General features: G+C 71.6%; 21 protein-coding genes. 9 read left to right on the forward strand and 12 right to left on the reverse strand.

Features of this window, described 5'->3' with window-relative positions:
- Positions 1–9 precede the first annotated feature (9 nt).
- Positions 10–1302, reverse strand: a complete 1293-nt coding sequence (locus ACFWXC_RS02605) for an ABC transporter substrate-binding protein (RefSeq protein ID WP_384471839.1) — start codon at positions 1300–1302, stop codon at positions 10–12.
- 261 nt (positions 1303–1563) lie between these two features.
- On the opposite strand from ACFWXC_RS02605, the gene ACFWXC_RS02610 reads away from it, so the two are divergent.
- Complete coding sequence (locus ACFWXC_RS02610; RefSeq protein ID WP_384472504.1) at positions 1564–2574, forward strand: LacI family DNA-binding transcriptional regulator; 1011 nt, start codon at positions 1564–1566, stop codon at positions 2572–2574.
- 71 nt (positions 2575–2645) lie between these two features.
- Here the strand turns inward: ACFWXC_RS02610 and ACFWXC_RS02615 are convergent, their stop codons facing one another.
- Positions 2646–5021 (reverse strand): alpha-L-fucosidase, encoded by a 2376-nt coding sequence (locus ACFWXC_RS02615; protein WP_384472507.1) that lies wholly within the window; start codon positions 5019–5021, stop codon positions 2646–2648.
- A gap of 255 nt (positions 5022–5276) precedes the next feature.
- On the opposite strand from ACFWXC_RS02615, the gene ACFWXC_RS02620 reads away from it, so the two are divergent.
- A complete protein-coding gene (locus ACFWXC_RS02620) occupies positions 5277–6620 on the forward strand; it encodes an amidase (RefSeq protein ID WP_384471842.1) in 1344 nt (447 codons plus the stop codon).
- Here the strand turns inward: ACFWXC_RS02620 and ACFWXC_RS02625 are convergent.
- Positions 6617–7198: a TetR family transcriptional regulator gene (locus ACFWXC_RS02625; RefSeq protein WP_384471845.1), complete on the reverse strand. Its 582-nt coding sequence runs from the start codon at positions 7196–7198 to the stop codon at positions 6617–6619. The genes ACFWXC_RS02620 and ACFWXC_RS02625 overlap by 4 nt on opposite strands.
- A 104-nt stretch (positions 7199–7302) precedes the next feature.
- Here ACFWXC_RS02625 and ACFWXC_RS02630 point away from each other — a divergent pair, with 104 nt between their 5' ends.
- From ACFWXC_RS02630 to ACFWXC_RS02640, 3 genes are read left to right on the forward strand one after another with little or no spacing between them, the layout of a single operon-like run.
- Positions 7303–8286, forward strand: a complete 984-nt coding sequence (locus ACFWXC_RS02630) for an aldo/keto reductase (protein WP_384471848.1) — start codon at positions 7303–7305, stop codon at positions 8284–8286.
- Positions 8287–8333: 47 nt separating this feature from the next.
- Positions 8334–9221: an MBL fold metallo-hydrolase gene (locus ACFWXC_RS02635; RefSeq protein ID WP_384471851.1), complete on the forward strand. Its 888-nt coding sequence runs from the start codon at positions 8334–8336 to the stop codon at positions 9219–9221.
- Between the two features lie 58 nt (positions 9222–9279).
- On the forward strand, positions 9280–10236 hold the full coding sequence (locus ACFWXC_RS02640) for an SDR family NAD(P)-dependent oxidoreductase (RefSeq protein WP_384471854.1): 957 nt from the start codon (positions 9280–9282) through the stop codon (positions 10234–10236).
- Between the two features lie 6 nt (positions 10237–10242).
- On the opposite strand, the gene ACFWXC_RS02645 is transcribed toward ACFWXC_RS02640, so the two are convergent.
- Both ACFWXC_RS02645 and ACFWXC_RS02650 read right to left on the reverse strand, forming a co-directional pair.
- Complete coding sequence (locus tag ACFWXC_RS02645; RefSeq protein ID WP_384471857.1) at positions 10243–10725, reverse strand: GNAT family N-acetyltransferase; 483 nt, start codon at positions 10723–10725, stop codon at positions 10243–10245.
- A gap of 53 nt (positions 10726–10778) precedes the next feature.
- Positions 10779–10952, reverse strand: coding sequence for a hypothetical protein (locus ACFWXC_RS02650; protein ID WP_351703577.1), 174 nt, complete (start codon positions 10950–10952; stop codon positions 10779–10781).
- A gap of 485 nt (positions 10953–11437) precedes the next feature.
- Between ACFWXC_RS02650 and ACFWXC_RS02655 the strand changes: the two genes are divergently transcribed.
- Positions 11438–11812 (forward strand): hypothetical protein, encoded by a 375-nt coding sequence (locus ACFWXC_RS02655; protein ID WP_384471861.1) that lies wholly within the window; start codon positions 11438–11440, stop codon positions 11810–11812.
- A gap of 25 nt (positions 11813–11837) precedes the next feature.
- Positions 11838–12596, forward strand: a complete 759-nt coding sequence (locus tag ACFWXC_RS02660) for an SDR family oxidoreductase (protein ID WP_384471864.1) — start codon at positions 11838–11840, stop codon at positions 12594–12596.
- A 154-nt stretch (positions 12597–12750) separates the two neighbouring features.
- Here the strand turns inward: ACFWXC_RS02660 and ACFWXC_RS02665 are convergent, their stop codons facing one another.
- The 6 genes from ACFWXC_RS02665 to ACFWXC_RS02690 form a co-directional block, all read right to left on the reverse strand.
- Positions 12751–14244, reverse strand: a complete 1494-nt coding sequence (locus ACFWXC_RS02665; RefSeq protein WP_384471867.1) for an SDR family NAD(P)-dependent oxidoreductase — start codon at positions 14242–14244, stop codon at positions 12751–12753.
- A gap of 103 nt (positions 14245–14347) precedes the next feature.
- Entirely contained in the window at positions 14348–15679 is a 1332-nt protein-coding gene (locus ACFWXC_RS02670) for a wax ester/triacylglycerol synthase family O-acyltransferase (protein WP_384471870.1), read from the reverse strand.
- Between the two features lie 158 nt (positions 15680–15837).
- Positions 15838–18159 (reverse strand): GH92 family glycosyl hydrolase, encoded by a 2322-nt coding sequence (locus tag ACFWXC_RS02675; RefSeq protein ID WP_384471873.1) that lies wholly within the window; start codon positions 18157–18159, stop codon positions 15838–15840.
- A 183-nt stretch (positions 18160–18342) separates the two neighbouring features.
- Entirely contained in the window at positions 18343–19563 is a 1221-nt protein-coding gene (gene glgC, locus ACFWXC_RS02680; RefSeq protein WP_384471876.1) for a glucose-1-phosphate adenylyltransferase, read from the reverse strand.
- Between the two features lie 92 nt (positions 19564–19655).
- Positions 19656–20807, reverse strand: coding sequence for a glycogen synthase (gene glgA, locus ACFWXC_RS02685; RefSeq protein WP_384472510.1), 1152 nt, complete (start codon positions 20805–20807; stop codon positions 19656–19658).
- Between the two features lie 38 nt (positions 20808–20845).
- Complete coding sequence (locus tag ACFWXC_RS02690) at positions 20846–21613, reverse strand: (2Fe-2S)-binding protein (RefSeq protein WP_384472513.1); 768 nt, start codon at positions 21611–21613, stop codon at positions 20846–20848.
- A gap of 231 nt (positions 21614–21844) precedes the next feature.
- On the opposite strand from ACFWXC_RS02690, the gene ACFWXC_RS02695 reads away from it, so the two are divergent.
- Positions 21845–23335 carry a DMT family transporter gene (locus ACFWXC_RS02695; protein WP_384471879.1) on the forward strand — a complete coding sequence of 497 codons (1491 nt, stop codon included), beginning with the start codon at positions 21845–21847 and terminating at the stop codon, positions 23333–23335.
- On the opposite strand, the gene ACFWXC_RS02700 is transcribed toward ACFWXC_RS02695, so the two are convergent.
- Positions 23325–24527 carry a transglycosylase family protein gene (locus tag ACFWXC_RS02700; protein WP_384471882.1) on the reverse strand — a complete coding sequence of 401 codons (1203 nt, stop codon included), beginning with the start codon at positions 24525–24527 and terminating at the stop codon, positions 23325–23327. The two genes, ACFWXC_RS02695 and ACFWXC_RS02700, sit on opposite strands and share 11 nt — an antisense overlap.
- A 353-nt stretch (positions 24528–24880) precedes the next feature.
- Between ACFWXC_RS02700 and gndA the strand changes: the two genes are divergently transcribed.
- Positions 24881–26323 carry an NADP-dependent phosphogluconate dehydrogenase gene (gndA, locus tag ACFWXC_RS02705; RefSeq protein WP_384471885.1) on the forward strand — a complete coding sequence of 481 codons (1443 nt, stop codon included), beginning with the start codon at positions 24881–24883 and terminating at the stop codon, positions 26321–26323.
- Positions 26324–26803: the final 480 nt, after the last annotated feature.

Raw genomic sequence — 26803 nt, forward strand, 5'->3', positions numbered from 1 at the left:
GCCCGCCCCTCAGCCCTGCTGCTGGAGCAGCTGGTCGCAGGCCTTGACAGCGTTGTCCAGAGCCGTCTTGGGGCTCTCCTTGCCCTGCAGGGCCTTGGCGACCTCGTTGCGCAGCGCGGTCTTCATCTGGTCGCTGAACAGCACCGGCGTGTAGTTGACCGCGGTCTTCAAGGACTTGGCGGCGGCGATCCGCACCCGGGTCTCGTCGGTGCCGTCCTCCTTGGTGAAGTACGGGTCGTCGAGGGAGCCGGCGGTGCTGGGGAAGATGGCGACCTTCTTGGCGAAGGACATCTGGTTGTGCGCGTCGGTCACGAAGTGCGCGAAGGCCACGGAGGCCGCCGTGTGCTTGGTCTTCGCGTTGACCATCACGCCCATCACGTACATGTTGACGTGCCCGGTGCTGGTGATCTGGTCGGTGATGCCGATGTTCTTGTACAGGTTCGGCGCCTGCTTCTGGAAGTTGGCGAGGTCGAGGGCGCTGCCGGGGTTCATGGCGACGGCCTCGGTGAGGAACTTCTTGCCGGAGGACTCCGGGGTCGCGGTCAGCGCCTGCGGGTCGAGCGCCTTGGCGTCGTACAGCTCCTTGTACTTGGTGAGCAGTTCGACCCCCTTGGTGTCGTTGAAGGCGAACCCGGTGCCCTGCTTGTCCATCAGCTCGACGCCGTAGCGCCCGAAGTCCTCGATGGTGGGGACGTTGGCGAGGGTGGCGACCTTCCCGTCGCTCTGCTGCGCCATCTTCAGGGCGTCGGTGAAGAGGTCGTCGTAGGTCTTCGGCGGCTGCGCGGGGTCGAGTCCGGCCTGCTTGAACAGGGCCTTGTTGTAGAAGAGCGGCCCGGTGTTCAGATACCAGGGGAAGGCGTACGTCCCGCTCATCCCCGGTATCTGATGGCTGGCCCAGGCCCCTTCCAGGTACTCGGGCTTGTACTTGGCCGCGGCCTTGTCGAGGTCGAGGGCGAGGCCCGCCTTGGCGAGCGGGGCGGCGAGGTCCGGGGAGACGTTGACGACGTCGGGCAGGGTGCCGCCGGCCGCGTCCGCGCTGATCTTGTCGGCGTAGCCCTCGGCGGGCTGGTCGATCCACTTCACGTGGGTGTCCGGGTACTTCTTCTCGAAGTCCGCGACCAGGCCCTCGAAGTACGGCTTGAAGTTCGCGCGCAGGTTCCAGGTCTGGAAGGTGATGTCGCCCTCGACCTTGCCCGAGGCGTCGGTGGAGCCGCCGCCGTCCTCCCCGGAACCGCAGGCGCTCAGCGGCAGGGCGAGGACGGCGGCAGCGGCGAGGGCGAGGGCTCTGCGGGAGATACGCATGGTCCGTTGCTCCTTTGCAGCGGGGGCGGGGAGGTGCCGCGCCAGACCTTGCACGCCGATTCCGCGACGAGTCAATGGATTCGGCACAGCTAAAGTCATTAGTGGCACTAAACCCCAGCTCAGCAAGGTGTCACAAGCGTATTGCGGTCGATCGCTAATACGCTTTAGGGTGTTCGCACTCAAGCGCATTAGCGGATCACGGTCCCGACCGAATGAGGAAGTGAGTTGGCGGAGAAACGCGTCCCCGCGCGCCGGCCGACGATGAAGGACATCGCGCGCCGGTCCGGAGTCTCCGAGAGCGCGGTCTCCTTCGCGCTCAACGGCCGCCCCGGGGTCTCCGAGACGACCAGGGCCCGGGTGCACCGGGTCGCCGAGCAGCTCGGCTGGCGCCCCAGCACGGCCGCCCGCGCCCTGTCCGGCGAGGGCGCGGCCACGGTCGGCTTCGTCCTCGCCCGTCCCGCGCACTCCCTGGGTGTGGACTCCTTCTTCCTCCAACTGGTCTCCGGCATCCAGGAGGTGCTCGCCGAGCGCCATCTCGGCCTGCTCTTCCAGATGGCCGAGGACGCGGCCGACGAGTGCGCGGTGTACCGCCGCTGGTGGGCGGAACACCGCGTCGACGGCGTCCTGATGGTGGACCCGCGCGCCGACGACCCCCGCCCCGACCTGCTGGACGAACTCGGCCTGCCCGCGGTGGTGATCGGCGGCGCCCCCGACGCACGCCATCCCGGTCTTTCGACGGTCTGGGCGGACGACGCGGCCGCGATGGCGTCGGTGGTCGACGAGCTGACGGCACTGGGTCACCGCAGGATCGTGCACATCGCGGGCCTGCCGGGCCTCGCCCACACCCAGCGCCGGATCCGCACCCTGCGCACGGAGGCGGACGGCCGGGGGCTCTCCGAGGTCCGCTCGGTCACCACCGACTACTCCGACGCCGAGGGCGCGGCCGTCACCCGCCGCGTCCTGCGTGCAACCCCGCCCCCAACGGCCCTGATCTACGACAACGACGTGATGGCGGTGGCCGGGGTCGCGGCCGCCGCCGAGCTCGGCTACTCGGTCCCGGAGGACGTCTCCGTCGTCTCCTGGGAGGACTCGGCCCTGTGCCGCATGGTCAAGCCATGGCTGTCGGCGCTCTCCCGGGACAGCGCCGAGTTCGGCCGGGTGGCGGCACACGAACTGACGGCCCTGCTGGACGGCGGCTCGGCCCGGGCCGTACGGGTGCCGGTGCCCCGCCTGACGGTACGGGGCAGCACGGCACCCGCCACCCGCTGCTAGACGGTACGCCGACAGCGGCGTCAGGGCTGCCGCGACCCCGAACAGCCGCGGCAGCCCCTTCCTTCCCTACCTCACCCGTGCCACTCCACCTTGAACACCCACACGTGCTCCCCCGCCCGCCGGGCCGACTCGGGTACGTCGATCACCAGCGCTCCACCTGCCACGGTCCAGGTCAGCGGCCGGTGGTGGCCGAGCATGGTCACCTTGTCGCCGGCCCGGACCGGCACAGGCGCCTCGACGGTGAGCTTGGCGCCGGGCCGGGTCAGGGAGTGGATGTAGAAGGCCTCGTTCGGGCGGACGGTGAACCGCAGGTCCTCGCCGAGCTGGGCCATGCGCGACCAGTAGGTGGTGCCGTAGACCGCCTCGCCGTTGACCGCGAGCCAGGCGCCCGTCTCCCGCAGCCGGGTCTGCATGATCTCCGGGATGGTGCCGTCGGCACGCGGGCCGATGTCAAGCAGGAAGTTGCCGTTCTTGGAGACGATGTCGACCAGGCTCTGCACGACCTCCTCGGCGGTCATGTAGGCGTCGTCCGGGGTGGCCCGGTTGTAGCCGTAGCTGCGCGGGTCGAGGCCGCGGCTGGCCTCCCACTTGGCGACGACCGTGTCGGCGTACGTCGTGTACTCGGGCGTGGTGAAGTCGTGGAAGCCGATGCCCGAGCGGTCGTTGACGGTCACGTCGACCGGACGGGCCCGGTTCTTGGCGTGGTTGAAGTACTCGGCGAGGACGTGGACGCTGTCGTTCGCGCCGCCGATGTCGCACCAGATGATCTCCGGGTCGTAGCCGTGGATCAGTTCGAGCATCTGCGGGGCCTGGAAGTCCCTCACGTAGTCCTTGCCGGAGGTGTATCCGGTGTACGGCAGCGGGTCCAGCGTGTACGGGTTGCGCGGGGCGTGGCCCATCCAGGGGCTGTCGGGGTTGAACCACTCGGGCATGGAGAAGTAGAGGCCGCGGTGGAGTTCGGGCGTGTACCGGCGGGACGCCTCGAACAGCTCCTTGACCAGGTCCCGCTTCGGGCCCATCTTCACGGCATTGCGGTCGGAGACCTTGGTGTCCCACAGGGCGAAGCCCTCGTGGTGCTTGGAGGTCAGTACGTGGTACTGGGCACCGGCGTCCCGGAACAGCTCCACCCACGCCCGCGGGTCGAACTTCTCGGCGGTGAAGCGCGGGATGAAGTCGTCGTAGGCGAAGTCCTCGCCGTAGGTGTCCCGGTGGTAGGCGTAGGTGGGGTTGTTCGGGTCCTGCATCTGGTCCCAGTACCACTCGGCGTACTGCACCCCGACCGGCGCCCACGCGGGCACCGAGTAGACGCCCCAGTGGATGAAGATGCCGAACTTTGCCTCGTTGAACCAGTAGGGCGCCTGGTGACCGGCCAACGAGCTCTCGTCTGCCTGGTAGTCGGCGGTGCCGAGCGTCAACGTGCGCTGGGCGGCGGTGACTTGGGCGTCATGTCCGCGTACGCTCACCGTGCCGTCCCGCTCGGTGCCCGGCGCGGTGCCGGTACGGCTGCGGATGCCGACGTGGACGCGTGCCTGTTCGCCGGGGTCCAGGCGGCGGATGCGGGCGGGCTCGACGGTACGGGCGCCGGGGACGTCGACGCGTACGGACACCGCGTCGCGGGCCAGGATCGCGACGGTGCCCGCGTTGACGACGGTGGCCTCGACGCTCTGGGCACCGGTGGCGTCCAGCAGGGAGCCGGTGGAGCGGGCGTCGCGCAGCGCCAGCGCCCGCCCCTGGGCGACGGGCTGGAGGGAGAGCGCGAAGACGTGCAGGGCGGTCTGGCCGGCCTCGGCCGGGTTGCCGACCGGCAGGGTGAGGGCGACGGCCTCGCGCTGCGGGTCGATCCACACCTCGCTGGTGCCGATCCCGACGCTGTGCTGGTCCTTGCCGCCGTCCGGCTGGTAGCGGTACGGCGCCGCCAGTGTGCCGCCCACCGCGTACCAGTCGCCGCCGCTCAGGCCGGCGGTGGTGGTCGTGCCGTCGGCGTAGTGGACGGTGGCCCGGCCGGAGGCGTTGCCGTAGCTGCCGGCGGTGAGGAAGACGGCGGACAGGTAATGACCCTTGGGGAGGTCGACGCGCTGGCCGAGCGCGACAACGTTGTTCTTGGCGCCCGCCGTCGCGGCGGGGAAGTCGAAGGGGACGCCGTCGACCTCGATACGGCCGGCCGGGAGTTCCTCGCCCGGGAACGTGTAGCCGGAGCCGTCGAAGTCACCGCCCCGGGCGTCGGCGGTGTCGATGCCGTCGTTGTCGTAGAGGGAGTCGAGCGGTACGGGGACCGGAGTGGGGACGGGGACCCACGGCGACGCGGCACCCGCATCGGCCGGTCCGGCGGCGCGAGCCCCGGCGGGCTCGGCGGCGCGGGCCGGGGTCGTCACGGCGAGCGGCAGGGCGGCCGCCGCGGCGACGCCCGCCGCGGCCCCCAGCACCTGGCGTCTTGGATAGGGAGACATGCTCATGCGCGGCTCCATTCATCGGATGTCTGATGATTGAGCGGGCTCAGAAGCCTGTCAATGGGGCGTGCACGTGCGAGAGTTGAGGAAGTGGTCGGATGATCTGCGGGTACAGCGCAGACGCCGACGGTCGGCCCGCGGCACACTCCACCCGCATGTCCTGCGGCGGATGCTCTCGACGGGAAGCCCGCCGCGAGGCAGAGTGCCCTTTCGTACCGACGAGTAAGCCTCTCTCCCGCACCCCCAGGAGCGCCCGTGACCAGCTGGGTCGGCCGGACCGCCGCCGAAATCGCCGCCGCCGTACGAGAGAAGCGGGTCACTCCCCGGGAGGTGGTGGCCGAGCATCTGGAGCGGATCGCGCGGCTTGACGGGCGGTTCGGCGCGTTCCGGAAGGTCCGGGCCGAGGCGGCGCTCGCCGAGGCGGACGAGGTCGCGGCCCGCGCCGGCCTCGGTGAACTCCCGCTGGCCGGTGTGCCGTTGGCCGTGAAGGACAATCTGGCGGTGCGCGACGAGGCGCATCGGGACGGTTCGGCCGCGACGCCGGACACGCCCGCCGACGCCGACCATGCCACCGTGGCCCGGCTGCGGGCGGCGGGCGCGGTGGTCGTGGGGCTGACGAACGTGCCCGAACTGTGTGTCTTCGGTACGACCGACGGGGTCCACGGCGTCACCCGCAACCCGTGGGACACGCTGCGCAGCGCGGGCGGCTCCTCGGGCGGCAGCGCGGCCGCGGTCGCCGCCGGGCTGGCGCCGATCGCCCTCGGCAACGACGGCATGGGCTCGCTGCGCATCCCGGCGGCCAACTGCGGCCTGGTCACCATCAAGCCGGGGTTCGGGGTGGTCCCGGCCGGGATCGGCAACGGCGACTGGTTCGGCATGTCGGAGAACGGGCCGCTGGCGACCAGCGTCGAGGACGCCCGGCTGATGCTCTCGGTCCTCGCCGACAAGGGGTTCGAGAACACCGCGCAGGGCACTCCGCTGAGGATCGCCGTCTCGCGGCGCAGCCCGCTGGCCGGGACGACCGTGAGCAGGCCGTATACGAACGCGGTGGCGCAGGCGGCCGGGCTGCTCGCGGGCGCCGGGCACCAGGTGCGGCGGGCCGAGCCGCCGTACCCGATGTCGATCGGTGTCACCGCGCTCCGGCACTGGACCGCGGGGACGGCCGTGGACGCGGCGGGGCTGGACCCGGCGCTGCTGACCCGGCGGACCCGGGTGCACGCGGCGATCGGCCGCCGTTTCCTGAGCGGGGTCCGGGCGAGCGACTCCCGTGAGCGGCTGCGCGCCCGGCTCACCCCGTTCTTCGCCGAGTACGACGTGCTGCTCACCCCGGCGCTGGCGCGCCGCGCCCCACAGGCGGCCTCCTGGCACGAGCGCGGCTGGCTGCGCAACGCGCTGGCCGGCTCCGCCTACTCACCGCTGACCCCGGCCTGGAATCTCACCGGCTGGCCGGCGATGTCGGTGCCGTTCGGCACGCTGCCCTCGGGCGCCCCGTGTGCCGTACAGCTGGTGGGACGGCCGGGCTCGGAGGCGGTCCTGCTGGCGGTGGCCCAGACACTGGAGACCCTACGACCGTGGCAGCGGACGGCGCCCGTCGGCTAGGACTTCTTGGGCTCGGTCATCCGGCGGGCCGCCTCGACGACCGCCTCGCGGTGCAGGGCCAGCCGCTCCTGCGGCCAGGACTCGCTGACCTCCTTGGGGTCGACGCCCTCGGCGGCCCAGAACCAGGCCTGGGCCGCGGCGAGCACCATGGTCAGCAGGTCGTCGGGCGCCATGTCCCCGTCGAGGTCGCCGCGTCGCTGCGCCTCGGCCACGAGTGCCGCCTTGTCGCGGAACGCGTCGTGTTCGAGTCCGGTGGCGGAGGGGCGCTCCAGCAGCTTCCACAGCCGCAGGCGCATCAGGTCCGGACGTGCCACCAGGTGGTCGAAGATCGCGCCCGCGTATCCGGGCAGGTCCTCGACGTCGAACGGCACGGACTCGGCGCCGGCCGTCATCGCCCGCTGGAGCACCTCGTCGAAGAGCTGCTCCTTGTTGCCGAAGTAGACGTAGATCAACCGCTTGTTCGCCCCCGCGGCCTCGGCTATCCGGTCCACCCGGGCGCCGGCGATGCCGTAGGCGGCGAATTCGCTGAAGGCCGCGTCGAGCAGCCGGGCCTTGGTGGCACTGGAATCGCGTGACATGCCCACCACCCTAGCAGTAACTATCTAGTTATTGACATCGCCGGCGGGCAGGTCTACGGTCAAGGTATCTATCCAGTTAGTTATGGAATCGAGGGAACCTCATCATGGAACAGCGCGCACTCGGCGGCCAGGGCCTGACCGTCGGCGTCCAGGGTCTCGGCCTCATGGGCATGAGCGTCTTCTACGGCGCCACCGACGAGACCGAGTCCCTGGCCACCATCGACCGGGCGCTGGAGCTGGGCGTCACCCTGCTGGACACCGCCGAGAGCTACGGCCCCTTCGTCAACGAGCAGCTGCTCGGCAAGGCCCTGGCGGGGCGCCGGGAGGCCGCCGTGGTCGCGACCAAGACCGGCGTGGAGATCACCGACGACGGCCGGCTGGTCGGCCTCAACGGCAGGCCGGACTACGTGCGGCACGCGCTGGAGCGCTCGCTGCGGCACCTGGGCACCGATCACGTCGACCTCTACTACCTGCACCGGATCGACCCCCAGGTGCCCATCGAGGAGACCGTCGGCGCCATGGCGGAACTGGTCGCCGAGGGCAAGATCGGGCACATCGGCCTGTCCGAGGCCTCCGCGGGGACCATCCGGCGGGCCCACGCCGTCCACCCGGTCGCCGCCCTCCAGATCGAGTACTCGCTCTTCGAGCGCGGCATCGAGCACGACGGTGTCCTGGACACCCTCAAGGAACTGGGCATCGGCCTGGTCGCCTACTCCCCGCTCGGTCGCGGCTTCCTGTCCGGCGCGATCACCAGCCCTGACGACTTCACCGAGGACGACTGGCGCCGTACCGACCCGCGCTTCCAGGGCGAGAACTTCGACCGCAACCTCGACGTCGTCCGCGAGGTCCGCCGGATCGCGGCCGAGAAGAACGTCACTGCCGGTCAGCTCGCCCTCGCCTGGGTCCAGCACCAGGGCGCGGTCGCCATCCCCGGCACCAAGCGCCGCCGCTACCTGGAGGAGAACGTCGCCGCGACCGAGGTGACGCTCACCGACGCCGACCTCGCCGCCATCGAGGCGGTCGCCCCGCACGGCACGGTCGCCGGCGACCGCTACGCGCCCGAGCACATGGGCACCCTGGGCGGCTGAGCGCCCTCCCTCCCCGACCCGCAGCATCTCGAAAGGACTTCAGTACCGTGCCCCAGCCCGCCAAGCGATCCCGGATCTCCGTCGGCGACACGACGATCACCTATCTCCCCGACGGTTTCGGCGCCCACAACCCCGACGCCCTCTTCCCCGGCGTGGACTGGACGACCCGGCCCGGCCATCTCGCCGACGGACAGTTGATCCTCACCTTCGGGTCGTTCCTGATCCAGGCCGGGGACCAGCGGATCCTCGTGGACCTGGCCACCGGGAAGATCGATGTGGACGTGCCCGGCGTCGCCCGCCTCGAAGGGGGCGCGCTGCTCAGGAACCTCGCCGCCGAAGGGCTGTCCGCCGCCGACATCGACACCGTCGTCTACACGCATCTGCACCTCGACCACGTCGGCTGGACCAGCGATGTCGCCCCGCTCCCCGGCGTACCGGCCGCGCACGCGCCCAGCGGTCTCACCTTCACCCGGGCCCGCCACCTCATGTCGGAGGCCGAGTGGCAGTACTGGACGACGCGCGAAGCCGACCTGGGTGGACCGGACGCCGAGGCGGTGCTCAAGCCGCTCACCGGTGTCGTCGAGTTCGTCGCGAGCGGCGACACGATCGCGCCCGGGGTGACCGTCGAGGCCACGCCGGGTCACACCCCCGGCCATCTGGCGGTCGTCGTGCGGGACCCGTCCGGCGCCGGTACCGAGGAGGTCTGGATCGTCGGGGACATCGTGCACTCCCCCGCCCAGATAGCGGACCCCGACCTGGCCTTCGCCTCCGACGTCGCTCCCGACCAGGCCCGCCAGGTGCGCGACCGGGTGCTCGGGCGGCCGGACACGGTGATCGCCGCCGGGCACTTCACGGACGAGGTGTTCGGCCGGGTCACCCGCGAGGGCGGCGACCAGCGCTGGACTCCCGTCGGCGACACGCCGGCGTCCCGGTAGGCAACCGGGCCGGGCACAGTCCGGCCTGATCCACTTCTCATCTCAGGAGACACCCCACATGTCCGTACCCGAAACCCCCCGCAGCTTCTCCGCCACCACCACCGCCGCCGAGGTCGTCGACGGCGCCGACCTGCACGGCCGGCGGGCCGTGGTGACCGGAGCCAGTTCCGGGATCGGGGTGGAGACGGCCCGTGCGCTCGCCGCGGCCGGCGCCGACGTCACCCTGGCCGTGCGCAACACCGACGCGGGCGACCGCGTGGCGGCCCGCCTGGCGGCGGATCTGCCGCCGGAGTCGGGCAAGCTGACCGTGGCCCGGCTCGACCTGGCCGACCGGTCGACGGTCGCCGCCTTCGTGGCCGACTGGCAGGGCCCGCTGCACATCCTGGTCAACAACGCCGGAGTGATGGCGCCGTCGGAGGTCACCCGCACCCCCGACGGCCGGGAACAGCAGTTCGGCGTCAACCATCTCGGTCACTTCGCCCTCACCACCGGCCTGCACCCGGCGCTGGCGGCGGCGAACGGCGCCCGGATCGTCTCGGTCAGCTCCACCGGCCATCTCTTCTCCCCGGTCGTCTTCGACGACCTGGACTACCGGTTCCGCCCCTACGACCCGTGGACCTCCTACGGGCAGTCGAAGACCGCGAACATCCTGTTCGCCGTGGCCGCCGCCGAGCGCTGGGCGGCCGACGGCATCACCGCCAACGCCCTGATGCCGGGCAACATCGCCGACACCAACCTGGCCCGGCACATGGACATGCAGCAGGTCGAGGCCTTCATCGCCTCGGGCGAACTTACGCTGCCGCCGCAGAAGACGGTGGAGCAGGGCGCCGCGACCTCGGTGCTGCTGGCCGCCTCCCCGACGGTGGCGGGCATCAGCGGCCGCTACTTCGAGGACTGCGCGGAGGCCGAGCCGGTCACCGAGCGGGCCGGTGCCGTCGGCGGGGTCGCGTCGTACGCCCTGGACCGGGACAACGCGGCCCGGCTGTGGACCGTGTCCGAGGCGCTCGTGGCGTGACCGCGCTCAGAGTGCGCGGTACATGATGTGCAGGCCGACCCGTCCGTGTTTCGGATGGTCGAAGGCCTCCGGGACCGTGCCGATGACCGTGAAGCCGAGGGAGGTCCACAGGGCGACGGCGGGGTTGGTCTCGACGACGGCGTTGAAGACCATGGACCGGTAGCCGTGCGCCCGGGCCTCGGCCAGGACGTGTTCGGCGAGGGCCCGCCCGATGCCCCGGCCGCCCTGGTCGGGGTCGACCATGAAGCCGGCGTTGGCGACGTCCGCGGCGGGGCCCCCGTAGTTGGGGGTGAGATAGGCGGAGCCGACGACGGCTCCGGTGGGGTCCTCGGCGACGTAGACACGTTTCGCCGGGCTCATCCACAGGGCGCGGGCCGCTTCCTCCGAGGTGTCGGGGTCCCAGCCGTACGTCTCGGCGGCGGCGACGATCCGGTGCCAGAAGGGCCAGATCTGCGGCCAGTCGGCCGCGGTGGCTGCTCTGATCTGCATGGGCGTGAGTCTCGCACGCCCATGCCCCGGCGATCGCGGATTATCGACCGCGGTCAGTCCACGCTCGGCAGGATGTGGGGCTCGGCGAGATCCTCCTCGTAACCCGCGAGGCGGATCGGGGCGGACCGGGCCCACACGTCGAGGCTGCCGAGCTGTCCGGGCCGGCTGCCCGAGCGCTCCGTGCGTTCCTTGGGGCGCTGCTCGCGATTCGTCTTCTCCGGTGTCACCGCGCACTCCTTATGTGTCGGTCACCCTCGGGGCGTACCGGACAGTCTGCGTTCCGGTGCTTGGCGCCCGCTCGGGTCTGGATGGAAGGCCAGTTCGGACGCGGTGGCGCCGGTACCTCACAAGAGAGCAGGCCGTTGTCGACCGGCTTGTCCCGGGACGGACCGTGGGTGTGGGTGGGACCCCTTACTGCTGTCCGTCCCCTATAGATTAACCAAATGAGCGCGGGTCCGCTCGATAGGGAGTGCAAACAAGGTGTAACTATCGCGAGTCGCTCCGCACTTCCGGCGCCCGCAAATACACCTGTTCGTAACATGATGCACCGTTTGCGCTCCACTCGCTCGGCCTAAGCTGGCGAACACACCTTCGAATAGACGGGCCTCCGCTCCCTTCACAGGCTGTGCAGTTCAGGTTGCGTTGGCCGGGTCGAAAACTCGACATGATCCGATGGCACAGGACAACGGCTGTCTCGCGGAAGGACTGACGCATGGAGTTGCGCAGCGTCGAGGAGCTGATGGATCTGCTGCACGCCTGCCGGCACCAGCACGCACTGCGGACCGCGGCTCTGCTGCGCCGCAGCCGCCCCGCCGACAAGGAACTCCAGGTCGCGGGCCTGGTGCACGGCATCGAGGAACTGCTGGGCCCGGCCGACGGCGCCGCGCACGCGGTACGGAATCTGCTCGGGGAGCGGGTCTACCACCTGGTACGCGGAGACGGCACCCCCGACGACGACGTGCTGCGGCTGCGGCAGGCCGACGAGGAGAGCCGCACGGCGGGGTTCGACGCGGGCGTCCTGGAGGACTGGCGGACCGTCCTGGAACTGGTCGCGGCCCGCAACTCCCGTCTCGGGGCTGTCGACTGACGGTCCGTCATGAGACGGTACGGCGATGACGTCGTCGTACGGGCTCAGGGGCAGGGCGGCCGTCGTCACCGGCGGCACGCGCGGGATCGGGCGCGCGGTGGCCGGGGCGCTCGCGGCGGCCGGGGCGCTGGTGTGCGTGAGCGCGCGGGACGCGGACGAGGTCCGGCGTACCGCCGCGGAGCTGGGCGGGACCGGCCTGGCCGGCGGTGTCGCCGAGCCGGAGCACGCCCGGGAGCTGACCCGGCTGGCGCTCGGCACGTTCGGGCGGCTCGACATCCTCGTCAACAACGCGGCCACCAATCGCCCGTACGGGCCGCTGATGGATGCCGATCCCGGGGCGTGGCGGGACGCGTTCGCGGTGAACGTCGAGGCACCGCTGCGGCTGACGCAGTGTGCGTGGCGGGGCTGGATGCGGGAGCACGGCGGCTCGGTGGTCAACATCTGCACGGAGGGCGCGGCGCACGTCGGACCCGATGTGGGCGCGTACGGCACCAGCAAGGCGGCGCTGCTGCACCTGACCCAGCAGCTGGCGGGGGAACTGGCACCCCGGGTGCGGGTCAATTCGGTGTCCCCGGGGCTGGTGCGCACGGAGATGGCCCGCTTCATGTGGGAGCCGCGGGAGGAGGAGATCGCCGCCGGGCTGCCGCTGGGGAGGATCGGGGAGCCGGAGGACGTGGCCGGGGCGGTGCTGTGGCTGTGCTCGGACGCCGCACGGTGGGTGACCGGAGCGGACCTGGTGGTCGATGGCGGCACCCGGGTACGAGCGGCACACCTGCCTGCCTGAAGGGGCGCGGGGAACCGCGCGAGCAACCACGCAGACCCGCGCGGGCCCGCGACCCGCACCCGTCCTCGGCCATAGCGCCGGAGGCACCCGCGCACCGGCGCCTTCCCGAACAGCAGGGCGCCGGTGCCGGAAGCCGCCAACGATCAAGCGGTGCCTACCACTTGCCCGGCTCGTAGTCCTTCAGGAAGACCCCGTACACGTCCTCGCCCTGCTCACCACGCACGACCGGGTCGTAGACGCGGGCCGCGCCGTCGATCAGGTCGAGGGGCGCGTGGAAGCCCTCCTCCGCCAGCCGCAGCTTGTCGAAGTGCGGGCGCTCGTCGGTGATCCAGCCGGTGTCGACGGAGGTCATGAGGATGCCGTCGGTCTGGAACATCTCCGTCGCGCTGGTCCGCGTGACCATGTTCATGGCCGCCTTCGCCGCATTGGTGTTCGGGTGCCCGGCCCCCTTGTAGCCGCGGCCGAAGACGCCCTCCATCGCCGAGACGTTGACGACGTACGACCGTCCGCGCGCCGCCTGCTTCGCGGCCGCGGCCATGGCCGGCCGGAGCGCGCTGATCAGGATGAACGGCGAGGTGTAGTTGCAGAGCTGGGTCTCCAGGAGCTCCACCGGGGAGATCTGGTCGATGGTCTGTACCCAGGTGTTGGTGTCGACGACGTCCGGGACGAGGCCGCCCGCGTCGATGGCGGTGCCGTCGAGGTGCCGGGCGACGCTGGCGTTGCCCGCGACCAGCGCCAGGTCGGCGACCTGCTGGGCGTCAAGGCCGCTGATGCCGACGGGCAGTGCGGCGAGGCCGTCCACGGCACCCGAGTTGAAGGCGCCGATCACGTGGTGGCCGGGGAGCTCACCGGCGGGCAGCGGGGCGCTCTCGCCGTCGGCCAGGGCCGCGTAGGCGGCCGGCAGCCGGCGCACGGTCTGGGTCGCGTTGTTGATCAGGATGTCGAGCGGGCCCGCCTCGGTGACCCGCTCCGCCAGGGCGACGGCCTGCGCCGGGTCGCGCAGGTCGATGCCGACGACCTCCAGGCGGTGCAGCCAGTCCGCGGAGTCCTCCATCGCCTTGAAACGGCGGATGGCGTCCTTCGGGAAACGCGTGGTGATCGTGGTGTGCGCGCCGTCCCGCAGCAGCCGCAGCGCGATGTACATACCGATCTTGGCGCGGCCGCCGGTGAGCAGGGCGCGCTTGCCGGTGAGGTCGGCTCGGGCGTCCCGCTTGGCCCGGTTCAGGCCGGCGCAGTCCGGACAGAGCTGGTGGTAGAAGTAGTCGACCTCGACGTAGCGGCTCTTGCAGGTGTAGCAGGAGCGCGGGCGCTGGAGTATCCCGGCGATCCTGCCCTCCTCGGTCCCCGAGGAAGGCAGCAGGCCCTCGGTCTCGTCGTCGATGCGCTGGGCGGAGCCGGTCGCGGTGGCCTCGGTGACCGCCTTGTCGTGCGCGGTCTTGGCGGCCCGGCGCTCCTGGCGGCGGCGCTGCTTGACCGTGCGGTAGACGCCGGCCGTGGCCCGGCGCACCGCGATGGCGTCCGGGTGGTCGACCTCCAGCTTGTCCAGCTCGTCGAGCACGCTGAGGCAGACGGCGAGCCGCTCGGGGTCGATGCCCGGGCCGTAGACCACCTGGTCCTCGGCCGTCGGGCCGTCCTGTGTCACCGTCATCGCGCTGCCGCTTCCCTGATCCACCAGCGGCGCTCCGACTCGCGCCCGCTATCGAACAGGGAATTTTACGGAGCGCCGGGCAATACCTCCAAACCCGACCGGATCATGGACCGCAGACCGAGATCAGCGAGTCCACCTCGTCGGTCACCGCACGGGCCAGCACATCGAGGTCCGGGACGGCTGCCGCGTCGGCGACGAGGCCGTAGTGGACCTGGTTGCGGTAGGTGGAAATGGCGACGGCAAGGGACTGGCCGGGCGCCAGCGGGGCCAGCGGGTAGACGGCCGTGAGCGGCTGACCGCCCAGGCGCAGGCCGAGGCCGGGCAGCGGGACGCTGGTGACCAGGATGTCGAACCAGAGCCGGGCGGCCTGGCCGACGAGCGGTCCGCCGAGCCGGTGCCCGAGGGCGGGCACATGGTCGGCGAGCAGCGCGACGGCACCGGCGCCCCGGTTGGGGCCGGCGTCCTTGTTGCGGACCATCGCCGTGCGGACGCGGTCGAGACGGGCGAGCGGGTCGGGGTTGTCGACCGGAAGCCGTATCAGATAGCCGGAGAGCCGGTTGCCCTGTGGGGTGGCCGTGCGCGGGCGGCGCTTGGAGACGGGGATCAGGGCGCGCGGGGCGACACCCTCGGTACGGTCGCCGCGCTCCTCCAGCCAGCGGCGCAGTGCGCCGGCGACGACGGCGATGAGGACGTCGTTGACGGTGCCGCCGACGGCCTTGCGGACCCGGTGCACATCGTCGATGTCGAGGTCGACGCCGGCGATGCTGCGGGTGCCGGTGGGCTGTGATGTCAGCGCCGCGGACGAGCTCACCCCGAGGGCCGACAGGGCGACGGAGGCGCCGATGTCCAGGGCCCGGCCCACTTCCGAGAGCGCACCGCGCACCAGCTCGGGCATCCTGCGCACGTCCGGCAGCGCCGGGAGCCGGCGCGCCGCCTCGATCGGGCGGGGGGCGCGCTCGGGCAGGTCGAGCGGGTCCATGACCCCGGCGGCCAGCTTGAGGGCGCGCAGCCCGTCGGCGAGGGCGTGGTGGAACTTGAACAGCACCGCGAAGGACACCCCGTCCTCGCCGGGCAGCACATGCGCCTCCCACGGCGGCCGGCCGCGCTCCAGCGGGCGTTGCATCAACCGGCCGGCGGCGGCCTGGAAGTCGGCGGTCGGGGCGTGCAGCCGGACGTGGTCGAGGGGGTCGAAGTCCGGGTCGGTCTCGCGGGCGGCACCGCCGAACCCGAGCGGCTGCCAGACGTCGCGGATACGCATGCGCAGTCCGGGCACGGCGGCGGCGCGGGCCGCGAGAAGGTCGGCCGCGTGGGCGCCGGCGGTCGGCGAGTGCGCCGAGAAGACGCCCAGCGCGCCGAGGTGCATCGGGTGCCGGTCGGACTCGATGTTCCAGAACGCCAGATCGAGAGGAGCAAGCAGATCAGCAGTAGCAGTCATCAAAGAGGGTGCCTCGCGTCGACGGAGGGGGATCAGCAGTCAACCGCAGTCAAACGCCGACACCTGATTACGGTCAAGTACGATCACGCTACGCTCAGTTAACAGCAGATTAAGCCCCGCCTCCTCCGAAAGAGGCGGGACTCAAGGGAAACCTGAGGTCACCTCAGCGCCGGTGGCGCCGCCTCGGGTGACGTACCCCACTCTGACGGGCGCGGGCCGACCGTGAACGCCAGCGAGCGCAGGGTGCGCAGCGAACCGTTCGTCAGATAGGTCCGGCCGTAGTCCGATCCGTCGACCCGGGCCGTCTGGACGTACCGGTCGGCGGCCGAGGTGCCGGGCGCGGTCACCGTGAAGCCGCCGCTCGGCCAGTAGCGGCGGTCGAGGCGGACGTCGACCCGGTCGAAGACGGGCGTGGACAGGCCCCACGTGCCGTATCCCGGCTGGACGGGGAAGAGGCCGATGGACGACAGCACGTTCCAGGCGGACATGGTGCCGAGGTCGTCGTTGCCGGTCATCCCGGACGGGCCGTCGGTGAAGAGGGTGAGCGCCGCGTGCACCACGTCGGTGGTCTTCCAGGGCTGGCCGGTGGAGAGGTAGGTGTACGGGGCGATGAGGTCGGGCTCGTTCATCGGGTTGTAGACGGCCGCGTTGTAGTAGGCGTAGGCGTTGCCGTGCACCCACACCTCGCGTGCGGTCTTCTCGGGGTCGGCGAGCAGCCTGTCGTAGGCGAAGAAGGAGTCGAGCCGCCGGTTGGCGGCGTGCTCGCCGCCGATCAGGGAGATCACCCCGGGCAGGTCCTGCGGGACCAGCCACTGGTACTGCCAGGCGGTGCCCTCGTGGAAACCGATGCCCCGGGCCGGGTCGGGGTCGCCGGTGAAGGCGCCGGAGGCGTCCCGGGCGCGGAAGAAGCCGGTGGAGGGGTCGAAGACGTTGCGGTAGTTCTGGGCCCGGGTGGCATAGCGGGCCGCGTCCGCGCCATGGCCGAGGTCCCGGGCCATCTGGGCGAGCATCGCGTCGGACAGCGCGTACTCCAGGGTGACGGAGGCACCGTGGTCGTAGTCGGAGTCGCCGACCTTGGTGTGCGGGCGGCCCTTGGCGTAGGGCGCGAAGCCGTCGGCGAGGTACTCGGCGTTGGCCTCGCGGCCCACCCCCTGGTTGGCGGCCGGCGGCACGCCGTCGGCGTTCTTCCGCAGCACCCGGTACGCCCGCTCCTCGTACCCCTTGAGCAGGCCCGTCTGGTAGGCGGTGGTCAGGAACGGGGTGACCGGGTCGCCGGTCATGATGTTCGTCTCGACCGTGCCGTAGCCCCACTTGGGCAGCCAGCCGCCGTCCTCGTCGACCTTCAGCACCGACAGCGCCATGTCCCGGGCCTCGCGCGGGGCGAGCAGGGCGAGCAGCTGGGCCTGGGTGCGGTAGGTGTCCCAGAGCGACCAGTTCTGGTAGTAGGTGAACCCGGCCGAGCGGTGGATCCGCCGGTCCCAGCCGGTGTAGCGGCCGTCCGCGTCGTCGCCGACGTTGGGCGCCAGGAAGGCGCGGTACAGGGACGAGTAGAAGGTACGCCGGAGGGTGGCACCGCCGCCCTGGACGCGCACCCCGCCGAGCCGCCGTTCCCAGGCGTCCCCGGCCTGTCCGCGTACCGCGTCGAACGAACGGCCGCCCTCGGCGCGCAGGTTGACCTCGGCGCCGCGCGCGTCGACGTACGACAGGGCGGTGGTCGCCTCGACGGTACGGTCCCGGGTGGTGTCGAAGCGGACGTAGGCGCCGTCGGCTCCGGTACGGGCGCCGGGGGTGATCGCGGTGCCCTTCCAGGTGCCGTAGGCCGTGAAGGGACGGCTGAAACGGGTCACCGTGTACACGGTGTAGGGGGCGGTCTCCCGGCAGAAGCCATGGCCGGTGATCTTCGTCCGTACGGTGTGGTCGTCGAGGATCTCGACCTCGCTGCTCACCGGCTTGTGCAGCGCCTGGGCCGCGTTGAGCAGGACGTTGGCCTTGTCGGTGGCCGGGAAGGTGTAGCGCTGGACGCCGGTGCGGGCGGTCGCGGTCAGCTCGGCGCGGACGCCGGAGTCGAGGCCGACGCGGTAGTAGCCGGGGCTCGCCGCCTCGTCGGCGTGGTCGAACCCGGCCGCGTACCGGGCGTAGTCCGTCTCTGTGACGTCCCCTGTGGTGGGCAGGACGGGCAGGTCGCCGCCGATGCGGCAGCCGACGCCCGAGAGGTGGACCAGGGAGAAGCCGCGGATCCGGTGCTGGGCGTAGTCGTAGCCGGTGCTGTGCCCGGTGTCCGGGGAGAGCTGCACCATGCCGAAGGGCACGGCCGCGCCGGGGAAGGTGTTGCCCTCGTCCTGGGTCCCGATGAAGGGGTTCACCAGGTCGGTGAGGTGGCCGTCGGTCGGTTCGGCGGCCCCTGCGGCGGGGGCGGTGAGCAGCGCGGCCGCTGTCAGTACCCCGGCCAGGCACAGCCGTGTGCGCGGGTTCCCTCTCATGTCGGATGACCTCCGAAGGTTCGACATCGTTGTCTGCATCGTGAGGGGGAAAGGCCGCAAAGCCCGGCACATAGGTGGTTTCGTGTGCAGCGCGTCGCACGACGGGGCGGACCACGGCACGGGACGCGCAACGGGTCGGGCCCGGCGCGGGAACGGCGCCGGGCCCGGGGTACGAAGAGGGGGCTACGAGACCAGCCGGCCCTTCCCGAGGGCGATCACCCCGCCCTTGGAGACGGTGTACAGCTCCGCGTCCCGGTCCGGGTTGACGCCGATGGTGGCGCCGGGCGGGACCTCGACGTTCTTGTCCAGGACCGCGCCGCGCACCACCGCACCCCGGCCCACGACCACGTTGTCGTGCAGGATCGACCCCTGCACCACGGCACCCGGGTCGACGCGCACGCCCGGTGACAGGACGGACCGGGTGACCTGGCCCCGGATCAGGCAGCCGGCACTGATGATGGACTCGCTCGCCATGCCGCCGGCGTTGAAGCGGGCCGGGGAGAGCTGGTAGGAGTGCGTGTAGATGGGCCAGCTGCGGTTGAAGAGGTTGAAGGCGGGCCGCTCGGCGATCAGGTCCATATGGGCGTCGTAGTACGCGTCGAGGGTGCCGACGTCCCGCCAGTAGCCACGGTCGCGGCTGGTCTCGCCCGGGATGTGGTTGGTGCCGAAGTCGTAGAGCTGGGCCTCGCCGCGGGCGGTGAGCTGGGGCAGTATCGAGCCGCCCATGTCGTGCACGGAGTCGTCGTCCTCGGCGTCCCGGTGCAGGGACTCGACGAGGGCCTTGGTGGTGAAGATGTAGTTGCCCATGGAGGCGAAGACGGTGTCGGGGGCGTCCGGCAGCCCCGGCGGGTCGGCGGGCTTCTCCAGGAAGGTCTCTATCGTCTGCCCGTCCGAGCCCGGGGTGATCACACCGAACGCCGAGGACTCCACGCGCGGGATCCGGATGCCCGCGACCGTGACCCCGGCGCCGCCCTCGATGTGCTGCTGGAGCATCTGCCGGGGGTCCATGCGGTAGACGTGGTCGGCGCCGAACACCGCCACGTATTCGGGCTGTTCGTCATGGACGAGGTTGAGCGACTGCAGGATGGCGTCGGCACTGCCCAGGTACCAGCGCGGGCCGAGCCGCTGCTGGGCCGGGACCGGGGTGACGTAGTTGCCGAGCAGGCTGGACATCCGCCAGGTGGTGGTGATGTGCCGGTCCAGCGAGTGCGACTTGTACTGGGTCAGCACGCAGATGCGCAGCACGTCCGCGTTGACGAGGTTGGACAGGACGAAGTCGACCAGACGGTACGTCCCGCCGAACGTGACCGCTGGTTTGGCGCGGTCGGCGGTCAGGGGCATCAGGCGCTTGCCTTCCCCGCCCGCGAGCACGATCCCGAGTACCGAAGGCCCACCACGACGCATGGCCGCTCCCCTCACCCTGGTGCTCCATGCCTGCCCTCGAAGCACTCCCGCTAAGCCTGTACCCCGATCGCGTCGAACAGGCGGCCTGCCAGTTACGACTGCTTGAGGATCTCCTCATAGAGCCGGACCGTGCGCCGGGCCACCGCGTCCCAGCCGAACTCCCCCACGGCGCGCTCCCGTCCGGCCTCGCCCATCCGGCGGGCCGCCTCGCGGTCGCCGACGACCGCGTCCAGCGCCCGGGCCAGGCCCGCCTCGAAGTCGTCGTCGAGGTCGACCAGCAGCCCCGTCTTGCCGTCCTCGACGACCTCCGGGATGCCGCCGACCCGGGACGCCACCACGGGCGTGCCGCAGGCCATCGCCTCCAGGTTGACGATGCCGAGCGGTTCGTACACCGAGGGGCAGGCGAACACGGCCGCGTGGGTCAGGAGTTGGATGACGTCCGCGCGCGGCAGCATCTGCGGGATCCAGTGCACGCCTTCACGGACCCGGCGCAGCTCCTCGAAGAGCTCACGGAACTCCCGGTCGATCTCCGGGGTGTCGGGCGCTCCGGCACACAGCACCACCTGCACCCCGGGGTCGATGTCCCGTACGGCGCGCAGCAGATGCGGCACGCCCTTCTGGCGGGTGATGCGGCCGACGAACAGCACGTAGGGGCGGGCCGGGTCGACGCCGATCCGGGCGAGGACGTCGGTGGAGCGGTCCGGCCGGTAGAGGGCGGTGTCGATGCCGTTGTGCACGACGTGGACCTTCGCCGGGTCCAGGGCGGGGTAGCAGCCGAGGATGTCCGCGCGCATGGCCCCGGAGACCGCGATCACCGCGTCGGCGGCCTCGATCGCGCTGCGCTCGGCCCAGCTCGACAGGGCGTATCCGCCGCCGAGTTGCTCGGCCTTCCAGGGGCGCAGCGGCTCCAGCGAGTGCGCGGTCACCACGTGCGGGACGCCGTACAGCAGCTTGGCCACATGGCCGGCGAGGTTGGCGTACCAGGTGTGGGAGTGCACGAGTTCGCGGCCTTCGAGGCCGGCGGCCATGGCGAGGTCCACGGAGAAGGTGCGCAGCGCGTCGTTGGCGGTGTCCAGCGCGGACCAGGGGCGGTGCCGGACAACACCGACCCCGCGGCCCTCGCCCCAGCAGTGCACCTCCAGGTCGACCAGCGGCCGCAACTCCCTGGCGAGGAACTCCACATGAACACCCGCACCGCCGTAGACGTCCGGAGGGTACTCCCGGGTCAGCAGTCCCACTCGCACCCGCAACCCCCTGATCTCCACGGCCGGTTGTTCCATGGTCACCCAGATGCGGCGCCCGGGGAAGAGCGCGGTGGTTGTGTGAAACAACAGTCACCGCAGACCCCGCCGCCCGGTACCCGGTAGTAGAGACAGCAGCTGCGCCGCCGGAAGGCCGGGCCGGTACGGCTGCCGGTGGGCCCGAGCAGAGGGTGCTCGAAGAGAGCGTCGACGACAGTGCGGGCCCGGTCCGCGACCTCGGTGCGGCCGCCGGCACGGGCCCAGCGGTCCAGCTCACGGGCGGCACCGGCCAGCGCGGAGCCCGCGTTGCCCCACAGCAGGCCCGCCGCGACGCCGTAGCGGGCCCGCAGGGCCTCCGCCAGCGGTTCGAGATGGCCGTGCACGACGGCCTCCGCGAGCCTGTCCGGTCCGGCGCCCCCGGGCAGCGGGCGGACCTCGGTGAGCCAGAGGTCGTCGGGGGCGCCGGCACCGGCGTCCCAGCGGAGCAGGCGGGGGTCCAGGTCGGGGAGGCGGCCGTAGCGGGCGGCGCAGCCGAGGGCGACGGACCAGAGCCGGGCGGTGAGCCCCTGGTGGGCGATGGAGGCGGCGACCCGGAGCTCCGGGGTGTGGAGACGGCCCGCCACCAGCCCGACACGGAAAGTTAGGACATTTCCGTAAACATCCGATGTGACTTTTTTATAGGCCTCTGCGAGGTCCGGCAGCTCGGCGACCCGCACCGCCTCCGGGTCTCCGGCCGAGGATCGGAGCGTCCGCAGGACGAAGAAGCCGCCGAGCGGCCGGAGCGCGGCGAGATCGGGGTCCAGGTCCACGAACAGCAGTAGTACCAGGCTTCTTAGGATCCCGGCGCCCCGGCTCTCCACCCACCGTCACCCACCCTGGGGATGATCAGAGACCTCCCCTACTCCATCGGTAGTACGAGGCATTGGGTGCTCAGGTACGACGACGGGAAGCGATCGGGCGGGCAGAGTGTTGCTCATGGAAGCCGACCGTTCACCGTGCGGGACCGCCCTGCGGATCCGCCTGACGCAGAGGAGCCCTGCATGAGCGCCCTCGCGTTGTCCGTGTTGCTGTCCTTCGTCTCCGCCGTCGCCTACGCCGGCGGAGCGATCGTGCAGGAGCAGGTCGCGGTCACCTCCCCCGACGAGCAGTACGCGCCGCTGCGCCGCCCGAGCTGGTGGGGGGCGATGGGGCTGAACGGCCTCGGTGGCCTGCTGCACGTCGTGGCGCTGGCCTACGGCCCGCTCAGCCTGGTCCAACCGCTGGGCGCGCTCACCATCGTGTTCGCGCTGCCCATGGCGGCCCTGTTCGTCGGCCGCAAGGCCGGCTCCACCGCCTGGCGGGGGGCGATCATGGCCACCGTGGGTCTGGCCGGCCTGCTCTCCCTGGTGGGCTCCTCCGACTCCCACACCCTGGACTCCGCCGGCCGGACCGGGGTCGCGGTGGTCACCGGCGCGGCGATCGTCACGCTGATGGTCGCGGGCCGGGCCGCGCACCGGCACCCGGTGGTGCGCAGCGTGCTGCTCGCCGTCGCGTCCGGCATAGCCTTCGGCATGTCCTCGGTGTTCACCAAGGTCGTGGCGATCGACTGGGACGGCGGGATCGCCCTCTCCGACGCCCTCTGGCTGGCCGTGATCGGCGTCTACGCCGTCGCCGGCGTCATGATCTCCCAGGCCGCGTACCGCGGCGGCGGCCTCGCCGCGCCGCTGGCCACGCTGACGGTGGTCAACCCGGTGCTGGCCGCCGCGGTCGGCATCACGATGTTCGACGAGACGTTCCGCTACGGCACGACGGGCACGATGCTGGCGCTGGCCTGCGGTGTGGTGGCGACGGGCGGCCTGATCCTGCTGACGACCGACCGCATCGAGCGCACACCGCACCCCGCGGACACCGCACCGGAGCCCGAGACGTCACCGGAGCCGCTGGTCGAGGCCCTCGTGGAACTGGCAGAGGCAGCCTTGACGAAGACCGGCCTGCCGGGGGCGGAGGCCGGAAGGGCCAAGACGGAGCTGACGACGGCCGGCCTGACCGAGGCGAACCTGACGACGGCCGGAAGGGCCGAGGCGGGTCTGGCGGAGGCCGGCATGGCGGAAACGGGCCTCGCGAAGACCGGTATGGCCGCGGCGAGCCCGGCGACGGCCGGAAGGGCCGAGGCAGGTCTGGCGAACGCCGGTCGGGCGGAAGCGGACCTCGCGACAGCCGGGCTGGCCGAGGTGCAACTGGCGGCTGCCGGTCTGACGGAGGCACGCCTCGCGAACGCCGGTCCGGCGGAAGCGGGCCTCGCGACAGCCGGGCTGGCAGAGGTGGACCTGGCGGCTGCCGGTCTGGCGGAGGCGGGCCTGGCAGGAGGTCGGTCGGCGGGGGGTGGAGTCCTTGCCGGGGCGGTGGCGGACGGCGAGGAACGGCCTGGGCGGGTCGAGATGCCCCAGCAGCGCACCGCGTCCGTCACAGACGTGGCTGATGTCCTGCTCCCCGCCGCCGGCTATGTGCCGGCCCCGGTGCACGACCGCCACCGGATGCGGGTCAAATCCTGACGCCGCCGGCCCGGAGATAGGCGACCGGGTCGATGTCCGTGCCGAAACCGGGCCCCGTCCGCACCTCGAAGTGCAGATGCGGGCCCGTGGCGTTTCCGGTGGCACCAGAGCGGCCGATCCGCTGCCCCGTGGACACGCTCTGCCCGGCCCGCACGGAGATGGCCGAGAGATGGGCGTACTGGGAGTAGCGGCCGTCGGCGTGCCGGATCACCACCTGGTAGCCGTACGAACCGCCCCAGCCGGCCGTGACGACCTGCCCGGTCTCGACCGCCTTGACGGAGGTGCCGGTGGGCGCGAGGAAGTCGACACCGGTGTGGTAGCCCTTCGACCAGTGCGAGCCGGACGCGTGGTATGACGTGCCGATCGGGGCGTCGACCGGGGCGACGAGGGAGTGGTCGCTGTGGGTGGAGGCCTTCTCGGTCCCGGCCTCCGGCTTGGCCTTGGTCTTCGTCCTGGCCGGTTTTGACGTCTTGGACGTCTTGGCCGGCTTGGACGTCGTGGCCGCCGTCTTCTTCGCCGACGATTCGATCTTGGCGGCCTCGGCCGCGTGACCCGTCAGGCTCAGCCGCTGGCCGGGCAGGATCAGGTCGGGATCGGAGCCGACCGTCGCGCGGTTGGCCGAGTACAGCCGGTGCCAGCCGCCGGTGACGTCGTGTTCGTCGGCGATCCCGGAGAGCGTGTCGCCGTGCACCACGGTGTACATCTCGGCCTTGCCGGCCCGGGACTGCGGCGTGGTCTGCGGCTGTACGTCCCGTACCGAACTCTTGGCGGGGCGGGTGGTGGCGCTCTCGGTGTGCACCTCGGGCGTGCCGCCGCCACGGGTGAGCCCGGCCTGGACCGAGCAGACGGGCCAGGCGCCCGGCCCCTGCCCGCCCAGGACCTTCTCGGCCACGGCTATCTGCTGGTCCTTGGTGGCGAGGTCGGCGCGCGGCGCGTACCGGGTGCCGCCGTAGGCCTCCCAGGTGGACTGGGTGAACTGGAGCCCGCCGTAATAGCCGTTGCCGGTGTTGATGCCCCAGTCACCGCTGGACTCGCAGGCGGCGACCTTGTCCCAGGTGGACACGGAGGCCGCGTCGGCGCTCCCGGCGGCGGCCAGCGGCAGCGCCAGCCCGGCGCCGCCCGCCGTGACGGTGAGCGAGGCGCGGTTGATCCTGTTCGGCTGGTACCGGCGGTGCCGGCCGCGTTCGGCCATGTCTGAGTGCCCCCTCGCCACGCGCGTCAGGAAGGCCAAAAGTAAGTGCCCCGAACAGGCCATGACAAGACAGCAATCAGCCGCCTCTCGCACCTGGGGGCACGGCCGTCACGCCGTGAAGCGGCGCGGGGCGAAGCCGAGTTGACCCGCCATCAGCCCGGTGGGCCGCGCGGCACCCCTGCGAAGTGTCTCCTGAGGCTACTGAGGCGTCGGCGCCTGTGGTGCGTATCTGCAAGTGCGGCCGGTCGAACGGCGAGTCAGGATGGCCTTTGGGCAATACTGGCGGGCATGAGGGGCGGCAGCATCCCTTGCACGTTCTACGGGATCGACTTGATCTTTGAGGAGCAGGCGGTATGAGCACTTCGGCGCAGATCGGCGTCACGGGTCTCGCGGTCATGGGCCGCAACCTCGCCCGGAACTTCGCGCGCAACGGCTACACGGTGGCGTTGCACAACCGCACGGTGTCGAAGACACGCGAGCTGGTGGAGAACTTCGGGGACGAGGGCGACTTCATCGCGGCCGAGACCGCCAAGGAGTTCGTGGAGGCCCTGGAGCGGCCCCGTCGGCTGGTCATCATGGTCAAGGCCGGTGACCCGACGGATGCGGTGATCGAGGAGTTCGCACCGCTCCTGGAGCCCGGCGACATGATCATCGACGGCGGCAACGCGCACTTCGCGGACACCCGGCGCCGCGAGAAGGCGCTGCGCGAGCAGGGCATCCACTTCGTCGGCATGGGCGTCTCCGGCGGCGAGGAGGGCGCGCTGCACGGGCCGAGCATCATGCCGGGCGGGCCGAAGGAGTCGTACGACTCGCTGGGCCCCATGCTGGAGAAGATCTCGGCGAAGGCGGCGGCGGACGGCGCGCCCTGCGTGACGCACGTGGGCCCCGACGGTGCCGGTCACTTCGTGAAGATGGTGCACAACGGCATCGAGTACGCCGACATGCAGCTGATCGGCGAGGCCTACCAGCTGCTGCGCGATGTCGCCGGGTACTCCCCCGCGCAGATCGCCGACATCTTCCGCACCTGGAACACCGGGCGTCTCGACTCGTACCTGATCGAGATCACGGCGGAAGTGCTGGCGCACGTGGACGCGGCGACCGGCAAGCCGTTCGTGGACGTGGTGGTGGACCAGGCGGAGCAGAAGGGCACCGGCCGCTGGACCGTCCAGATCGCGCTCGACCTGGGCGTGCCGGTGTCCGGGATCGCCGAGGCCGTCTTCGCCCGCTCGCTGTCGGGCCACGCGGATCTGCGGGAGGCCTCGCGCGGGCTGGCGGGGCCGAAGCCGACGGCGCTGTCCGACGCGGAGGCGGCGGCCTTCGCGGACCGGGTGGAGCAGGCGCTGTACGCGTCGAAGATCGTGTCGTACACGCAGGGCTTCCACGAGATCCAGGCGGGCAGCGACGAGTACGACTGGAACATCGACCTCGGTGCGGTGTCCTCGATCTGGCGGGGCGGGTGCATCATCCGGGCGGCGTTCCTGGACCGGATCCGGGCGGCGTACGACGCGCGGACGGACCTGCCGAGCCTGCTGTCCGACGAGACGTTCGCCCGGGAGATCGCCGGTGCGCAGGACGACTGGCGTGAGGTGATCATCGCGGCGACCCGGGAAGGGGTCGCGGTGCCCGGGTTCTCGGCGGCGCTGGCGTACTACGACGCACTGCGGGCGGCGCGGTTGCCTGCGGCGCTCACGCAGGGGCAGCGGGACTTCTTCGGGGCGCACACGTACCGGAGGGTGGACCGGGAGGGGGCGTTCCACACGCTGTGGGGCGGCGACCGTAGCGAGGTCACTGCCTAGCCGGACCTGGTTGTCGGAGACGGGCGCGGGTGAGCTGCGGGTTCGCGCAGTTCCCCGCGCCCGGGGGTGAGAGCCGAGCTTGTCGGTCGGGTGCGGGTCCGCCGTGGGATTTGCGCAGTTCCCCGCGCCCCCAGGGGGTGAGGGCCGAGCCTCCCAGGCAGGTGCGGGTCCGCCGTGGGATTTGCGCGGTTCCCCGCGGCCCTTTGGGGTGCCTTCGGTGCGGTCTCAGGTGAGGGGTGGGCCCGGTTCTGGGGTGGGGTCTGGGTTCGGGGGGACGGGGGGTGGGGTGGGGGTCGGCCGTGGAGGGACGGGACCCGGGGCCGGGGCCGGGGATGGTTCGGGGGTGGGGACCGGGCTGGGGTAGGGGTCCGGAGGCTGGGGGTCAGGAGGGACCGGGGTGGGGTGCGGGTTCGTCATGGTGTCCTCCGGCCAGTGGCTCGACTTCACCTCTGGGGTCTACTCCCCGCGTACCCGAAACGG

The organism is Streptomyces sp. NPDC058683 (genome assembly GCF_042716195.1).
Taxonomy (GTDB): Bacteria; Actinomycetota; Actinomycetes; order Streptomycetales; family Streptomycetaceae; genus Streptomyces.

Coding starts and splice junctions, on each gene's coding strand:
- ACFWXC_RS02605 (WP_384471839.1), bottom strand. CDS start 1,302: ATGCGTATCTCCCGCAGAGCCCTCGCCCTCGCCGCTGCCGCCGTCCTC.
- ACFWXC_RS02665 (WP_384471867.1), bottom strand. CDS start 14,244: ATGACGGTGACACAGGACGGCCCGACGGCCGAGGACCAGGTGGTCTAC.
- ACFWXC_RS02630 (WP_384471848.1), top strand. CDS start 7,303: ATGGAACAGCGCGCACTCGGCGGCCAGGGCCTGACCGTCGGCGTCCAG.
- gndA (WP_384471885.1), top strand. CDS start 24,881: ATGAGCACTTCGGCGCAGATCGGCGTCACGGGTCTCGCGGTCATGGGC.
- ACFWXC_RS02610 (WP_384472504.1), top strand. CDS start 1,564: ATGAAGGACATCGCGCGCCGGTCCGGAGTCTCCGAGAGCGCGGTCTCC.
- ACFWXC_RS02675 (WP_384471873.1), bottom strand. CDS start 18,159: ATGAGAGGGAACCCGCGCACACGGCTGTGCCTGGCCGGGGTACTGACA.
- ACFWXC_RS02700 (WP_384471882.1), bottom strand. CDS start 24,527: ATGGCCGAACGCGGCCGGCACCGCCGGTACCAGCCGAACAGGATCAAC.
- ACFWXC_RS02655 (WP_384471861.1), top strand. CDS start 11,438: ATGGAGTTGCGCAGCGTCGAGGAGCTGATGGATCTGCTGCACGCCTGC.
- ACFWXC_RS02695 (WP_384471879.1), top strand. CDS start 21,845: ATGAGCGCCCTCGCGTTGTCCGTGTTGCTGTCCTTCGTCTCCGCCGTC.
- ACFWXC_RS02640 (WP_384471854.1), top strand. CDS start 9,280: ATGTCCGTACCCGAAACCCCCCGCAGCTTCTCCGCCACCACCACCGCC.
- ACFWXC_RS02670 (WP_384471870.1), bottom strand. CDS start 15,679: ATGACTGCTACTGCTGATCTGCTTGCTCCTCTCGATCTGGCGTTCTGG.
- ACFWXC_RS02615 (WP_384472507.1), bottom strand. CDS start 5,021: ATGTCTCCCTATCCAAGACGCCAGGTGCTGGGGGCCGCGGCGGGCGTC.
- glgC (WP_384471876.1), bottom strand. CDS start 19,563: ATGCGTCGTGGTGGGCCTTCGGTACTCGGGATCGTGCTCGCGGGCGGG.
- ACFWXC_RS02660 (WP_384471864.1), top strand. CDS start 11,838: ATGACGTCGTCGTACGGGCTCAGGGGCAGGGCGGCCGTCGTCACCGGC.
- ACFWXC_RS02645 (WP_384471857.1), bottom strand. CDS start 10,725: ATGCAGATCAGAGCAGCCACCGCGGCCGACTGGCCGCAGATCTGGCCC.
- ACFWXC_RS02625 (WP_384471845.1), bottom strand. CDS start 7,198: ATGTCACGCGATTCCAGTGCCACCAAGGCCCGGCTGCTCGACGCGGCC.